Annotated in this window: 7 protein-coding genes; all 7 read left to right on the top strand. The window is 50.9% G+C overall.

Translation table 11 applies throughout. From position 1 onward, the window contains the following. The first annotated feature begins 3 nt into the window (after positions 1 to 3). The 7 genes from fsa (at position 4) to DQG23_RS09195 (ending at position 14,097) form a co-directional block, all read left to right on the top strand. Entirely contained in the window at positions 4 to 690 is a 687-nt protein-coding gene (gene fsa / locus DQG23_RS09230) for a fructose-6-phosphate aldolase (RefSeq protein WP_113030546.1), read from the top strand. 22 nt (positions 691 to 712) lie between these two features. Continuing rightward, on the top strand, positions 713 to 2,062 hold the full coding sequence (locus DQG23_RS09225; protein ID WP_113030545.1) for a glucose-6-phosphate isomerase: 1,350 nt from the start codon (positions 713 to 715) through the stop codon (positions 2,060 to 2,062). Between the two features lie 16 nt (positions 2,063 to 2,078). Beyond that, complete coding sequence (gene gndA / locus DQG23_RS09220; protein WP_113030544.1) at positions 2,079 to 3,497, top strand: NADP-dependent phosphogluconate dehydrogenase; 1,419 nt, start codon at positions 2,079 to 2,081, stop codon at positions 3,495 to 3,497. Between the two features lie 863 nt (positions 3,498 to 4,360). Further along, positions 4,361 to 5,374, top strand: coding sequence for a LacI family DNA-binding transcriptional regulator (locus DQG23_RS09210; RefSeq protein WP_113030542.1), 1,014 nt, complete (start codon positions 4,361 to 4,363; stop codon positions 5,372 to 5,374). A 117-nt stretch (positions 5,375 to 5,491) separates the two neighbouring features. Beyond that, positions 5,492 to 6,859, top strand: coding sequence for an FAD-dependent oxidoreductase (locus tag DQG23_RS09205; protein WP_113030541.1), 1,368 nt, complete (start codon positions 5,492 to 5,494; stop codon positions 6,857 to 6,859). Further along, a complete protein-coding gene (locus DQG23_RS09200) occupies positions 6,856 to 8,517 on the top strand; it encodes a hypothetical protein (RefSeq protein WP_113030540.1) in 1,662 nt (553 codons plus the stop codon). The genes DQG23_RS09205 and DQG23_RS09200 overlap by 4 nt, the downstream gene beginning before the upstream one ends. 192 nt (positions 8,518 to 8,709) lie before the next feature. Then, entirely contained in the window at positions 8,710 to 14,097 is a 5,388-nt protein-coding gene (locus DQG23_RS09195; RefSeq protein ID WP_113030539.1) for an S-layer homology domain-containing protein, read from the top strand. The last annotated feature ends 45 nt before the right edge of the window (positions 14,098 to 14,142 follow it).

Here is a 14,142-nt window from a genome sequence, read left to right as displayed (position 1 = left end):
GCTATGAAATTTTTTATCGATACCGCCAATTTGGCAGACATCAAAAAAGCATATAAAATCGGTATCTTATCCGGCGTTACGACGAATCCGTCTTTGGTCGCCAAAGAGGGCGTGAAGTTCGAAGACCGCATTGCGGAGATTTTGCGGGAAGTGCCCGAGGTCGAATCGGTATCCGCCGAAGTAACGCCCGATGCGGTTACGGCTGAAGACATGATCGCGGAAGCGAACGAGCTGATCAAAATCAACAATTACGATAAAAACATCACAATCAAGCTACCGATGACGCTGGCAGGTTTAGAGGCTTGCCGTTACCTCAGCCAAAAAGGCGTAAAAACGAACGTGACGCTGATCTTCACCGTGAACCAAGCGCTTTTGGCCGCTCGCGCCGGCGCTACGTATGTCTCTCCGTTCCTTGGCCGGCTGGACGACATTTCGGAAGACGGGGTATTGCTCGTTTCGAAGGTCGCCGAATTGTTCCGTTTGCATAACCTGGACGCGCAAATTATTGCGGCTTCCGTGCGCCATCCGGACCACGTAACCCGTGTAGCGATGGCAGGCGCGCATATCGCGACGATTCCGTTCTCGGTAATCGAGCAAATTTCCAAGCATCCGCTAACGGATCAAGGGATGGAGAAATTCGCAGCCGATTGGAGAAAAACAGCGCAGCTGCAAGCTGCGACGAATAGATGAGTATTTGAAGGAGGCTTTCCAGATGGCGATTTCATTTGATTATTCCCATGCGTTATCCTTTATCGGACAGCATGAAGTGGATTATTTAAGCGAGTATGTGAATGCGGCTCATCGCATGCTTCATGAGAAGGATGGTCCCGGGTCCGATTATATGGGCTGGGTGGATTTGCCGCTTCAGTACGATCAAGAAGAGTTTGCGAGAATCAAGCAAGCTGCCGAGCGTATTCGCGCCCATTCCGACGCTTTGGTCGTCATCGGCATCGGCGGCTCCTATTTGGGCGCAAGATCCGCAATCGAGGCGTTGTCCCATACGTTTCATAATCAGATGAACGGAAATACTCAAGTCTATTTTGCCGGTCAAAATATCAGCTCTACGTACCTAACCCATCTTTTGGAGCTGCTGGAGGGCAAGGATATTTCCCTGAATGTCATTTCCAAGTCGGGAACGACGACGGAACCGGCCATCGCATTCCGCATTTTGCGGGATTATATGGAGAAGAAATACGGGCGGGAGGAAGCGCGAAAACGTATTTTTGCCACAACCGACGCTTCCAAAGGGGCATTAAAGAAGCTTGCCGATGCGGAAGGTTATGAAACGTTCGTCATTCCCGACGATGTGGGCGGCCGTTATTCCGTTCTAACTGCCGTAGGACTTCTTCCGATCGCCGCTGCCGGACTCGACATCGATCGGATGATGGCGGGAGCAGCAGCGGCAGCACGGAAATATAACAATTCCGATCTTCGCTCCAATGAGTGCTATCAATATGCGGCCGTACGAAATGCCCTTTACCGCAAAGGGAAAACGATCGAGCTGCTCGCTAACTTCGAGCCGTCCTTGCATTTTGTTTCCGAATGGTGGAAGCAGCTGTTCGGCGAAAGCGAAGGCAAAGACCAGAAGGGGCTTTATCCCGCATCCGTCGATTTTTCGACCGATTTGCACTCGATGGGACAGTATATCCAGGAAGGCCGGCGCGATCTCATTGAAACGGTTCTTGCGGTGAAAAAGCCGCGGGTGGAGATTACCATACAAGAGGATTCGGACAATTTGGACGGCTTGAATTTTGTTGCGGGCTTGACGATGGATGAAGTAAACAGGAAGGCGGCTGAAGGAACGCGGCTTGCCCACGTTGACGGAGGCGTGCCGAATCTGATCGTAGAGCTTGACGAGCTGAACGAATATACGTACGGCGAAATGGTTTACTTCTTCGAGAAGGCATGCGGAATCAGCGGACTGCTGCTTGGGGTGAACCCGTTCGATCAGCCGGGCGTGGAGGCGTATAAGATCAATATGTTCGCGCTGCTGGGCAAACCCGGTTTTGAAGCGCACAAAGCCGAGCTTATCAAACGTTTATCGTTTAAAGGACAGGAATGACACGGAGGCAGCTATCATGAACAAACAGCAAATCGGCGTAGTCGGCTTAGCCGTCATGGGGAAAAACCTCGCATTGAATATCGAAAGCAAAGGTTTCTCGGTCGCCGTATATAATCGGTCGCCGGAGAAAACGAAAGAGCTTGTCGAGGAAGCGCAAGGAAAGAACCTTCAAGGCACTTATAGCGTCGAACAATTCGTTTTATCGCTGGAAACGCCGCGAAAAATAATAATCATGGTTAAAGCGGGACAAGCGACGGACGATACGATCCGGCAGCTCGTGCCTTACCTGAGTCCAGGGGATATTCTCATCGACGGCGGCAACGCCTATTTTCCCGATACGCAGAGAAGAAATAAAGAGCTGCAGGCCCAAGGCTTCCGCTTTATCGGCGCAGGCGTTTCGGGCGGCGAAGAGGGAGCGCTGCACGGTCCTGCGATTATGCCGGGCGGGCAAAAAGACGCGTACGAGCTGGTAGAGCCGATCTTGACCGCCATTTCGGCCAAAGTGAACGGGGAGCCTTGCACGACCTATATCGGAGAAGACGGCGCCGGCCATTATGTCAAAATGGTCCACAACGGCATCGAATACGGCGATATGCAGCTTATCGGCGAAGCGTATCACCTGCTTAAGGATGTTCTGAACTTAACGCCAAGCGAACTGCATGACATTTTCTCCGAATGGAACAATGGCGAGCTGGACAGCTATTTGATCGAAATCACAGCCGATATTTTCGCGAAGACCGATCCGGATACGGGCAAACCGATGGTGGACGTCATCCTCGATTCGGCGGGACAGAAAGGGACCGGCAAATGGACAAGCCAAAGCGCGCTGGATTTGGGAGTGCCGTTGTCCATCATTACCGAATCCGTGTTTGCAAGGTTTATCTCGGCGATGAAAGAGGAAAGAGCGGCTGCATCCAAGCGGCTTCAAGGCCCTGCGGCCTCAAGCTATGAGGGGGATCCTAAAGCATTCGTCGAGGATGTTCGCCAAGCGTTGTATGCCAGCAAAATCGCATCATATGCGCAAGGCTTTGCTCAGATGAGGGCCGCATCCGACGCTTATAATTGGGATTTGAACTATGGCGGCATTGCGATGATTTTCCGCGGGGGCTGCATTATTCGCGCAAGATTTTTACAAAACATCAAGGACGCTTACGACCGTAACCCGGAATTAAGAAACCTGCTTCTGGACGATTACTTCAGCGGGGTTATCGCAAACTATCAGGAAGCATGGAGAAAAGTAGTCTCTGTCGCCGTCACATCGGGTATTCCGGTTCCCGCTTTCGCTTCCGCCTTAGCGTATTATGACAGCTATCGCACGGAGAGGCTGCCGGCTAATTTGCTGCAAGCGCAGAGGGATTATTTCGGAGCGCATACGTTTGAGCGGATCGATCGTAAAGGAAGCTTTCACTTTCAATGGATGGAAGCTAACGAATAAGAGCTTCATTAAGGTCGCGCTGTTGCGCGGCTTTTTCTTATTTTTCAGAAAGTATATCGTGGAAGCGGCTCTAAATCTCGGTAAACACCAGCGTCAATGACGCCGATAGGCGTTTATCCTTGTTTTTCGGTTATATTATGCTGCCAGCAGCGTTTGAACTCTTACATTTTAGATTTTTGGATGTAAGGCATTTGATCGTGCAACAGATCGTGATCGTCATGGTCATCGTCATAATGAGGCAAAGGTTATTATCAGTGAGGCAAACTTCACTATTTCACACGGAAAACCCGTGTTTTGGTGAGGTAATGAGGCAAACGCAATTATTAGTGAGGCAAACCAAATTGATAGTTTCGTTTGCCTCACTACTGGGCGAGAACGAGCATTTTACCAGTGAAATAGTGAGGACAGCCTTATGAACAATAAGGTTTTCTACACTAATCGCACGGTTCGTGCATAACCATTACGATAGACGTGTTTGATTTCGTAGGTTCCATTACGTTTGGAGGAATTTTAGCGACGGCAAACTCATTAACAGTTCCCGTTGCCGGTGATTATTCGACGTAAATAATCTCGCAATGAAATACGCTTTATCCCGGTTCATTGGTCGGCCTCCCTGAACGGCGCATAGCCGTGTACATAAGAGTCTTCTTCCCTATAATACACCAACGGCTTCCTACAGGCACCCCGATGTTTACGTCAAGGAAACGCACTGCAAGTGAACGATGGATCGGAGACGGACTTATGTAGTTCTGCATCAAGTTTTGTTTGACTTTTAAAACGGATTCCAACATAATATGAACATATTAATATTTGGAGCGCTCCCATAAAAGCGAAGTTCCTATTTGGAACTCTATAGGTGGTTTATGAAGCATACGTTGGAATCCATTGCTAAGCTTGCCGGCGTTTCGAGAGGAACCGTGTCGCGAGTGGTCAACGACCAGCCTGGCGTAAAGCCGGAGGTGCGGGACAAAGTTCTAAGCATTATTGAGCAAACCGGCTATGTGCCCCATCCTCAAGCGAGAAGTCTTGCCGGCGGCAAAACCGGGAATATCGGAGTGATGGTATTCGGACAAAATCCGAATTTCCTCACACACCATATTTTCTATGAAGTGCTGCAGGGTTTACAGACGGAATCCGCCGCAAGCGGCTACGATCTGGTCTTATTCGCCAACCGGATGGATTCGGACCGGGAATATTGGAAGCGGATCGTCTTAAGACAGAAAGTAGACGGCCTCATCATTATGGGCGAACATATTCAGCAGGAATATTTGCTCTATTATCGCCAGCAGCACATCCCGTATGTGCTTGTAGGGAAGAGAAGCTACGACCATCTGCCTCTCGCTTGCGTAACATCCGATTACCGCGGCGGCGCGTATCAAGCGACGAAGCATCTGCTGGAACGAGGGAAAAGGCAAATTGCATATATTCAGGGCCTCGTCCATACATACCATGAAAACGAACGTTTTGCCGGTTATTATCAGGCGCTGACAGAAGCGGGCGTCGACGTTGATCCGTCGCTTATCATCGGCGGAATGGCGGATCAAGCGGAAGCGCGCCTGCAGATGAAGCGGCTGATCGAGAGAAATATCCGATTTGACGGGGTATTCGCCGCCAACGATTTGATGGCCTTCGGCGCGATGGAATCGCTCTTTGAGCGGGGCTTCCGGGTTCCTCAGGACGTTGCTGTCGTCGGATACGACGATATTCAGGCAGCGTCGTACTTTTCGCCGCCGTTGACAACGGTGCATCAAGACAAGCTCAAGCTAGGCCGGGAGGCTGTCGGGCTATTGATGGATATGTTGCGTGGCGAACTGGGCGAGAACGAGTCCAAAGATATTTTTATTGCCAATGAACTGATCGTACGGGGCAGTACGTAACAATGCGGTGCTGAATGGGTAAGCGGACAAAGCGGGTTAGCGCTTTTTGCCTGGCCCGTTTCTTTTGGGCACGAATGGGAGCGCTCCAAAAAGACAGAGAGGAATGACAAAAGCCATTTGAATGAAAAACAACTGCAATACGATACGGCGATACTCGGAGGAGGGCCGGCTGGGGTCGCGGCAGCGATCAGCGCTGCAAGGAACGGCGCCAAGACGATACTCATCGAGCGTTATGGATTTCTTGGGGGAATGTCGACAATCGCGCTTGTATATCCGTGGATGACGTTTCATTCCGCAGCAGGAGAGCAAGTCATTCGAGGCATCGCGCAGGAAATCGTGGACCGGTTAATGGCGGTGGGAGCGTCGCCCGGGCATCTGCGGGATACGATCGGATTCGTTCATACATTGACTCCTTATCATCCGGAGATGTATAAGGTCGTAGTGCAAGAGATGCTGCAGGAGGCAGGTGCGGACGTGCTGCTGCATTCGTCCGCCACGGGCGTCAAGACGGAGGAAAGCCGGATAAGCAGCGTAATGCTGCAGCACAAAAGCGGGATAACCGAGCTCAAAGCGAAGGTGTTCGTCGATGCGACAGGCGACGGCGACGTAGCTTATATGGCTGGCGCTCCATGGGAGCAGGGGAATGCGGACAACAAAGTTCAGCCTATGACGATGAAATTCCGCATGAGAGGCGTAGAACTGGATAAGGTGAAGCGATACATGCAGCAGAACCCTCAGCAATTTTACAAAAAATCGATGATTGCGGAGCTGGATGAGCTGCCGCTGACCGGCGTGATGGGCTTCTACAGCAAATGGCAGGAGGCCGATTTGCCGATCGAGCGGGAAGGCGTCTTATTTTTCACCGGTCCGAACGAAGATGAAGTGCTTATCAACGTATCCCGTGTTTCGGGGCTCGATCCGACGAAGATCGAAGACTTGACGAAGGCGGAAATCGAAGGGCGCAGGCAGGTGCTTTTACTGGAACGCTTTTTCCAAGAGCGGATTCCCGGCTTTGAGCAAGCGAAAGTATCGGCTGTCGGCACACAGATCGGCATCAGGGAGACTCGTCGAATTATCGGGAATTATGTGCTTAGCGGCGAGGATGTGCTGGACGGAAGAAGATTCGATGACGTGATTGCAAGAAGCGGCTATCCGATTGACATTCATAACCCGGAAGGCAAGGGCGTTACGGCTAATTTCATCCGCGAGGGCGGCGCCTACGACATTCCTTACCGCAGTATCGTGCCGCTGCAAATTTCGAATCTGCTGCTTGCAGGAAGATGTATCTCGACGACGCACGAAGCGCAGGCGACAACTCGACTGACGCCGAGCTGCATGGCGATCGGTCAGGCGGCGGGAGCTGCTGCGGCGTTGGCTGCCCGGTACGGGTGCGCTGCAATCGACGTGCCTATCCGCGAATTGCAAGAGCGATTGCTGAAAGGCGGCGCCGAATTGGGAACCGAGGAAGGAGCGAGGATTTCATGAACACAGCTGAACTTCCTAGAGAGCATCCGGTTTTGTCGTTTGCAGGCGAGGAATGGTATAGGCTGCTGGACAAGAGCAAGAAGCTTACGGGATTCGAGCCGGACCCCGCCCCTGAGCAGGTTTGGATCGGGACATGGGGCGATCTGGAGAACCGTAAGCCAGGTTTGTTGAAAGCGGCGTTGAATGGGGAAGGCCGTCATTCGGACGACTTTGTCATTATAGAGACCGAGGATGAATGGATGCTTTCCGGGAGATCGGAGAGAGCCACCTTATATGCCGTTTATCAGTACGCCCAGGAACAATGGGGCTTTCACTGGATTTATCCCGTTCAGGAGCCGACAATCGCCAAGGCGGGCTCCTTTCAAGAGAAGTATACCCCGGGTACACCGGGGACGGGGCTGAAGCGGTATCGGCACTATTCGCCGAGAATGGAACGAAGGGGCTTCGTATTTGAGACGATCAACGAGCCGGACTATTTGAAATCGATGATCGATTGGTTCGGCAAAAATAAAATTAACGAATTGTTTTTTACATTTTCCTTGTGGGATCAGGTTGGCGGGGAAATCGCCCCGGAAATTGCGAAGCGCGGCATTTCCGTCACGCTCGGCGGCCACAGCCTCATGTTCTTTTTGAAAAAAGGAATGGATCGGTACCCGAATCTGATTCCAGATCATCCGTACACGGCAAAAGCGCAAGTCAACTTCCGGGATCCCGGATTGCAGGAGCTTCTGCTGAACGATATTGCAGCTTACTGTCGGAACGTGCCGAATTTGACCCGGGTTTCTTTATGGCCGGAGGATATTGCCGCCAAGGAGGAAAGCGGTTTCCTGGAGTCGTATCTCCAATTTACGGAGAAGCTGGATACCTGCTTTCATCAGGCGGGATTGACGGTACAAGTCGAGCATATTGCCTACAATGCCGGGCTCTCTTGGAGCATGCTGGAGCGAAACGATACGGAGGCCTCCCGCATTGCGGATACGCTTCTCGCTTATTGGGGCCGGGATTACCGGCACGGGTACGACGATAGTCCGCGTGATACGGACGGGAGGGCGAAGCAAGCTTTATTGGATTGGAATAACGCTGTTCGAAAAACGGGGCGCAAGCTGACGATATTTGAATATTACAGCGATCACTTTATGCTCTCGCAGCTGTTTGCGTTTTTGCCGAACCGTATTGCGGCGGATATCGCTTTTTACGAAAAGCTCCAAGTCCACGGTATCGTCAATTTGGTTGTTCCGTATAGGGGGGCGGATCCCTATCCATGGAAATGGGTGCACAGCTTCAACAGTTATGTGTTTTGCCGCGCCCTATGGAGTGACGACATCGAGGGGATTGCCCGGGATTATTACGCTTATTATCCGGAAGGGGAGCGGGAGGCCGTCCGATTTTTATTCAAGGAGCTCGAATCGAAGCTGGGGCAGATCACTTATTGGAATACTCCCTTATTTCCGGCAAGGGTTGTCGACCCGGAAAAAGCGAATGCGACGGAGGAGCGCAAGGCGCAAATTGTCGCTATGTTAACCGATCTGCAGGAAAGCATCCGGAAGCTGATGCAGCAGCTCCGTTTAACCCCGGGGAGCGAGCCGCAGCGATTCGGGCAGCACATCGTCGAGATGGCCGATACGCTCTCCGGCAAATGGGCGGATCGGAAGTTGTAAAGGAGGTGATGATCTATTCTCAGCATCAACTTGAAACAATCATTAAGATGGACGGAAGGGGTGTCTTTCGTGCCGTAGATCCAAGTTTTCGCAGCTTGCAAGCGGAAGTTCAATTTTTATATCCATGAAAAAAATATGTATCGCTCAATTTGGGAGCGCTCCAATTCTAAAATCGATTAAGAGGTGATCCGAGTGACGAAAAAATCGCCCAAACACTTGCTTGTCTTTCTGCTCTGTCTCTCGCTCGTGTTCGGAATGATCTCCATTCCTTCAGCTGCTGCGGCAGTTGACGGGACGGGCAGCCCGATTCTTAGCGGTCTCGCGAATCCGGGATTTGAAATGAATTCGGAAAACGGTGTTATTCCGGGCTGGACCGTCGATGCGGCTACTGAAGCGAACGGCAGCATTGAAATCAGCAGCGCACAGGTAAGAACGGGCTCCAACAGCCTATATTTCCAAGATAAAGTGAACGGCGCCCAGCCAAACGGCGCATTTCGAATGTTAAGCAACCCCGTTGCAGCATCAGCTGGCGACACGGTGACATTTGATGTTTATGTATACAAGGGCGCTGCCGCGGATCAATCGCATGGCATTCAGCCGGTAATTCATTATTATACGGCAGCCGGAGCGGAAATCGCGCCGAGTACTTTCGTGAATTACGGCAATACCGCTGTTCCTGTCGGAGCGTGGCACAATCTTTCCGTCAATGCGAAAGCGCCGGCAAATACCGCCTACATCAAGGTAGGCTTTTACTCTGGGTTCCCGAGCCTAACAAAGGTATATCTCGACGACGCTAAACTAACGATTGTATCGGCTGATCCGGAGCCGCCTGCGCCGTCGGAACCGACATCGGGCCTGGAAAACCCCGGATTTGAAGCTGCCCCGGTGAACGGAGCGATTCCCGGCTGGACCGTCGATGCGGCTACTGAAGCGAACGGCAGCATTGAAATCAGCAGCGCACAGGCAAGAACGGGCTCCAGCAGCTTATATTTCCAAGATAAAGTGAACGGTACCTCACCAATCGGCGCATTTCGAATGTTAAGCAACTCCATCAAAGCGTCTGCCGGCGATACGGTTTCCTATAATGTATACGTATACAAAGCTGCAGCCGCAGATCAATCGCATGGCATTCAGCCGGTTATTCATTATTACACGGCTGCCGGAGCGGAAATCGCGCCGAATACTTTCGTGAATTACGGCAATACCGCTGTTCCTGTCGGAGCGTGGCACAATCTTTCCGTCAGCGCGAAGGCTCCTGCGAATACGGCTTACGTCAAAGTGGGACTCTATTCCGGCTTTCCAAGCCTCACCAAAGTGTACGTCGACGATGCTAACGTAACGATCGTACCGGCCACTCCACAGGAGCCGGGACCTGCCGCTTCCATCGTCAATCCGGGATTTGAAGCCGCATTGGAAAACGGCAATATTCCAGGTTGGCGTATAGCTGCAGGTACAAGCGGGGAAATCAAGCTGTCTAGTGATCCGGTCCGCAGCGGAACAAAAAGCCTGCACTTCAAGGATATTTCCACGACAGCAGGATTAAGGGTAATCAGCAGCGGCGTTTCGGTTACTCCAGGCACAACCGTTACATTGAAATCGAACGTGTATGTAATCAATCAAACGCACAATATTGTCCCGGAAATATACTTTTATAACACGGCCGGGGAACAAATTGGCGCTAAACAAGAATTGTTTGGAAGTGTGACATTGGGTAAAAACAAATGGACGGAAATGCGAATTATTAGCACCGTTCCGGCAGGGGCGGCTTATGCTAAGGCTGCGTTGTATTCGGGCGAGCCGAGTTTGACGGAGGCTTATTTCGATGATATCGCCATGGAAGTTTTACCGCCGGAGGTGCCGCTCGATCGTCAATATGAAGCGCCGGTTAATCTTGGACCTATGGTTAATGTAAACCTTGGGCAATCGGGAGCGATTCAAACGAATGCGAAAGGCGAGAACGAGGTATACTTCGTTACGAATGGTTTGCCAGGCACATTTTATGCTGTAGATGCCGAAACAGGAGCGCTCAAATTTAAACAAGATATTCCAAAAACAGAAGCGACATGGGCCATGACCATCGGTTCCGATAAAAACGTATATTTTGCCGGCACGGGAGACGGAACCTTATACCGCTATTTACCGGCCGAAATGAAGGTGGAATCGCTCGGTTACAATACCGCGGACAACTGGGTGTGGGATATTGAAGAAATCGACGGTAAAATTTACGGAGGAACGTATAACCCGGATACGCACGGCAAATTGTTCGAGTACGATATTGCGGCTAAACGATTCCGGAATTATGGCACCGTAAAGTCCGGGCAGCAATATGTAAGGGGAATAGCTGTCGACGAGCAATACATTTATGCGGGGCTTGGAACGACGGTTCAATTGTTCAAGGTGGATCGTGTAACCGGCGAAAAAACGGAAATCGTCATTCCCGGGCATAGCGGCAATACAAATACGATTGCCGATGTATTCAAAGTCAAAAACAAGCTGTTTGTTTCCGTAAGCACGGTGAACATGGTTGTTTGGGATTTGGAAACGAATACGATCGACGGCACCTTCACGTACAGTAATATGATCGCGGAGCCAAACCCCGAAAATACCGATGAAATTTACTACAAAAATGTAACGAAGCTTTATAAATACAATATCCGCACGAAAGAGTCGACCGAAATTCCGCTTGCGGTACCGCTTCCCGATACGACCCGTGTCAAAGACATGACATGGATCAAATTGAACAGCGGCGAAAAAGCGGGAAAAACCGTACTCGCTATGGTAACGCAATATGGCGAATACATGCTGTATGATCCGGAGGATAACTGGATTTCGTTCGTTGAGCTGGCGATCGACCCGCAGCCGGTTCGAATCCAAGGCATAGAGCGCGGCTTTGACGGGAGATTGTACTTTGGCGGATACCAGCGCGGGATGAGCATTTATAATCCGTTCACGAACAAAACCGATGTGAACGTATCTTCATTTGCACAGCCGGAAGGCATCGGATTTATGAATAATAAGGTTTATTACGGCACTTATGTATCGGCCATTATGTATAGCTACGATCCGACTCAACCCGTTTTGCTGAACCAAAACCCGGAGTACGAGTATAAAATTTCCCATCAGGATCGTCCGTTCGCGATCACTTCCGGCGATAACAAGCTATTTGTCGGAACGGTGCCGGATTACGGCTTTCTGGGCGGGGCTTTGGCTATCTATGATGAAGCTGCGGATACATGGAAGCAGTATGATCATGATCAAGTGGTAAAAAACCAAAGCATAATCGGTTTGGCTTATAAGGATGGGCTCCTATACGGCAGTACGACCGTTTGGGGAGGGCTTGGAATCGAACCTTCCGAACCGCAAGCCAAAATTTTCGTATGGGATGTAGCGAATGAGAAAAAGATTGACGAATTTACGCTGAACATTCCCGGCATCGACGAGGCCCCCCGCATGATCGGAGAACTAACTTTCGGTCCCGATGGATTGCTGTGGGGAGCGGTAGACGGCACTATCTTTGCAATGGATGTCAAGACGAAGCAGATCGTCAAGAGCAAGATGATTCAACCGAGCACATACAGCACTAGCAAATGGATGCCGTTCCACCTCAGATGGGCGCCGGACGGTTTGCTGTATACGACGCTGTCCCGGAAAATTATTGCCGTTGACCCGGAGACGCTGCAATACAAAATTATCGTTAATGATTTCTTGAATAGCATGACGATCGGAATAGACGGTTCGATTTTTTACGCGCCGGATGCAGGCGTCTCATTGTCCCGTATTGCTGTGCCGGAAACCGATGCGACTTTGTCTTCCATTACCGTAAACGGAACGGCGCTTGAAGGCTTCTCCCCGGGAGTGCTGGAATATACGTCAACGATACCAACGAATGCGAATATTCAGGCGACCGCGACACAAGTGCAAGCGACGGTTTCGACGGAGGTGCTTCCGGAATCGAAGCAAACGGTCATCCGTGTAACGGCAATAGACGGCAAGTCAAAGCTGGAATACAAAATCAATCAACGGTTAACGCCGATACCGACGCCGACGCCAACGCCAACACCAACACCGACGCCAACACCGACACCAACACCAACACCGACGCCGACGTCAACACCGACGCCAACACCAACACCGACGCCAACACCGACACCAACACCAACACCGACGCCGACGTCAACACCGACGCCAACGCCAACCCCATTAGAACAGGCGATCGAAAAAGCGAAGTCCGCAATAGCGTCACTGCCTGCCGCCATTATGCTGGCGGACAAAACGGCGGTTGTAGCGGCCCGCGCGGCAGTGAACGAAGCGAAGAGTTTAGGTGCGATAGATGCAGACATTACGAATCTGTCCGTGCTGACAGCGGCTGAAGCTGCCATCGCTCGTCTTGAGAAATCACCGGAACAGCCGTCTTCCGGAACCGATGGAAGTGGTGGCGATAATGATCATTCCTCTACACCGTCAACCGGCAACAACGTGCATGTAATAGACCGTAACGAGCTTCAAAAGGCTGCTGCGAATGGAAAAGTTGAGGTTATCGTTCCGCAAAACGTCAACCGAATTGTTCTTCCGGCCGATGCGATTGAAGTTATCGGACCAAATCCGTTAGTGGTCGTAAAAGATAATTTAACACTGGAAATTCCTTTCGGATTGTTGGAGCAATTAACCGGCAGCATATCGAAGGAAGCTTTGGAGACCGGCACGATCGAGTTGAAAATGGACGTTTTGCCGCATTCGGAATCCGCGAAGCTGATCGGGCAGCTCCAGTCTTCCAATCATGCTTCGATCAAGCTTTCCGGCGAAATTATTGATTTTGGATTATCCTTTGTCACCAAAAGCGGAGAAACAACCGATTTCACTGTCTTCAATCAACCGTTAACGTTACAGTTCAAGGTGGATTCCTCTGTTAATGAGAATCTGGCCGGTGTATACTACATTGCTGATGACGGCTCTTTGTCGTATATCGGCGGGGAAACGGTTAACGGTCAAATCTCTATCGACATTCGCCATTTCAGTAAATATGCGGTACTGGAGTTCAAAAAGTCGTTTGACGATGTTTCCGCTTCTCACTGGGCTGCCGATGTCATCGAACGACTAACGGCGAAGCATATCATTTCAGGTACGAGCAGCTCAACGTTTGAACCGGATCGTGCGATCACGCGCGCAGAGTTTACTTCATTGCTTGTTAAAGGAATGAAGCTAACGAATCCATCGGGAATTCAACCATTTACCGATGTAGAGAAAGGCGCATGGTACGAAGAACCGATTTCCATTGCCGTTCAAAAAGGGATTGTTAATGGAAAAAGCGAAACCGTCTTTGATCCGAATGGCGTTATTACACGACAAGAGATGGTTGCCATGATGATGCGCGCTTACGTTATTCATAAGGGTGTGAAGCTGGACGGCAGCTTGGCATCCGCCTTCAGCGATGAATCGGCTGTGGCGACTTGGGCCGTTGAATACGTGCGGGCAGCGGCGGCGCTTCAACTGATCCAAGGCCGCGAAGCGGGCGCATTCGTTCCGCAGGGGATCTCAACCCGGGCGGAAGCGGCAACGATTATTCATCGAATGCTGCAATAGCAATTAGAAAAAAAGCTGTAGATCATGGCTGTATGCCTTGTTCTA

Origin of the sequence: Paenibacillus contaminans, assembly GCF_003285015.1 — a bacterium.
Lineage (GTDB): Bacteria > Bacillota > Bacilli > Paenibacillales > NBRC-103111 > Paenibacillus_V > Paenibacillus_V contaminans.
This window is presented reverse-complemented; position numbering and strand designations above follow the sequence as displayed.

Bases quoted from the DNA above. Each gene is read 5' to 3' on its own strand.
- DQG23_RS09200 (WP_113030540.1), top strand. From the start codon at position 6,856: ATGAACACAGCTGAACTTCCTAGAGAGCATCCGGTTTTGTCGTTTGCA.
- DQG23_RS09225 (WP_113030545.1), top strand. From the start codon at position 713: ATGGCGATTTCATTTGATTATTCCCATGCGTTATCCTTTATCGGACAG.
- gndA (WP_113030544.1), top strand. From the start codon at position 2,079: ATGAACAAACAGCAAATCGGCGTAGTCGGCTTAGCCGTCATGGGGAAA.
- fsa (WP_113030546.1), top strand. From the start codon at position 4: ATGAAATTTTTTATCGATACCGCCAATTTGGCAGACATCAAAAAAGCA.
- DQG23_RS09210 (WP_113030542.1), top strand. From the start codon at position 4,361: ATGAAGCATACGTTGGAATCCATTGCTAAGCTTGCCGGCGTTTCGAGA.